We start from the raw sequence: 983 nt of genomic DNA, 5'->3' as shown, positions 1-983 counted from the left end.
TGTGGCGGTACCCCATGCCCATCAACTTAAGAAAACAGAGCAATCTCAAAAAGAAAAAGTAAGATGAATCCTTATAACTAACTGTAGAAAAACAGAATTTTTGTGTAGGCCTTTTTAAAGATAGTAACTTGATGGGGATGTGGTGATACGTGGGGATTCTACGACAAAAGTAGTAGGATTTCCACTTGAATTTCATCTTTTAGATTGATTCATTTAGCTGTTTATTTTAATAAAATAGTGATTAGGTATATTGAGCTTAAAAGATATAAAATGATATTGGTAATAATTAAATACTTATAAAAGGAGGAGTTTTGATGATTAAAGGGATTTTTGAAACACATATTAATGTAAGTAATTATAAAATATCCGCTGAATTCTATGAAAAATTATTTAATATTATTCCTTTGTATGAAGACTCTAATCGAAAATCTAAATTTTACTGGATCGGAAAACCTGGAGAAGCTATGTTTGGCATTAGAGAAAATTATCCTTCACCGGAGGTTCAGCGTCAACATTTCGCTTTTAGAGTAGATGTGAAAGATATTATTAAAGCGAGAAATTATTTAAATGAATTAGGAATTGAATCTGCAAATTTCTTTGGTGGAAATTCCGAAGAATTAATGGTATTCCCTTTTATGCCTGCTGTGTCGATTTATTTTACAGATCCAGATGGTCACTCAGTTGAGTTTATTTCTATGTTAGAGGATAAACCAAGACCGGAACTTGAAATTATGTCCTGGAAAGAGTGGGAATTTATACACGGATGATAATTATAAATTACAATAAAGAAGGGAATAAACATAATGATACAAAACATATACGAAACACATTTACATGTAAGAAATTTAGAAAAGGCGATAGATTTCTATCAAAATAAGTTAGGGTTAGCATTAGCAAGAAAACTATCTAAAAGAAGAGTGGCTTTCTTTTGGGTAGGAGAAAATAAAAAACAAATGCTTGGACTATGGGAAGTACATAATATT

Annotated in this window: 2 protein-coding genes; both read left to right on the top strand. The window is 30.6% G+C overall.

Annotation, left to right across the window (positions count from 1 at the left end):
- Positions 1 to 314 precede the first annotated feature (314 nt).
- The gene (locus BPMYX0001_RS27690) at positions 315 to 767 is read left to right on the top strand and encodes a VOC family protein (protein ID WP_006097477.1); all 453 of its coding nucleotides are present in this window, start codon (positions 315 to 317) and stop codon (positions 765 to 767) included.
- A 36-nt stretch (positions 768 to 803) separates the two neighbouring features.
- On the top strand, positions 804 to 983 hold a 180-nt coding region (locus BPMYX0001_RS27685; protein WP_033799815.1), incomplete at its 3' end, for a VOC family protein.

Source organism: Bacillus pseudomycoides DSM 12442, assembly GCF_000161455.1.
Classification (GTDB): domain Bacteria; phylum Bacillota; class Bacilli; order Bacillales; family Bacillaceae_G; genus Bacillus_A; species Bacillus_A pseudomycoides.
This window is presented reverse-complemented; position numbering and strand designations above follow the sequence as displayed.

What these genes read in the sequence shown, in the direction of transcription:
- BPMYX0001_RS27690 (WP_006097477.1), top strand. Translation starts at nt 315, where the DNA reads ATGATTAAAGGGATTTTTGAAACACATATTAATGTAAGTAATTATAAA.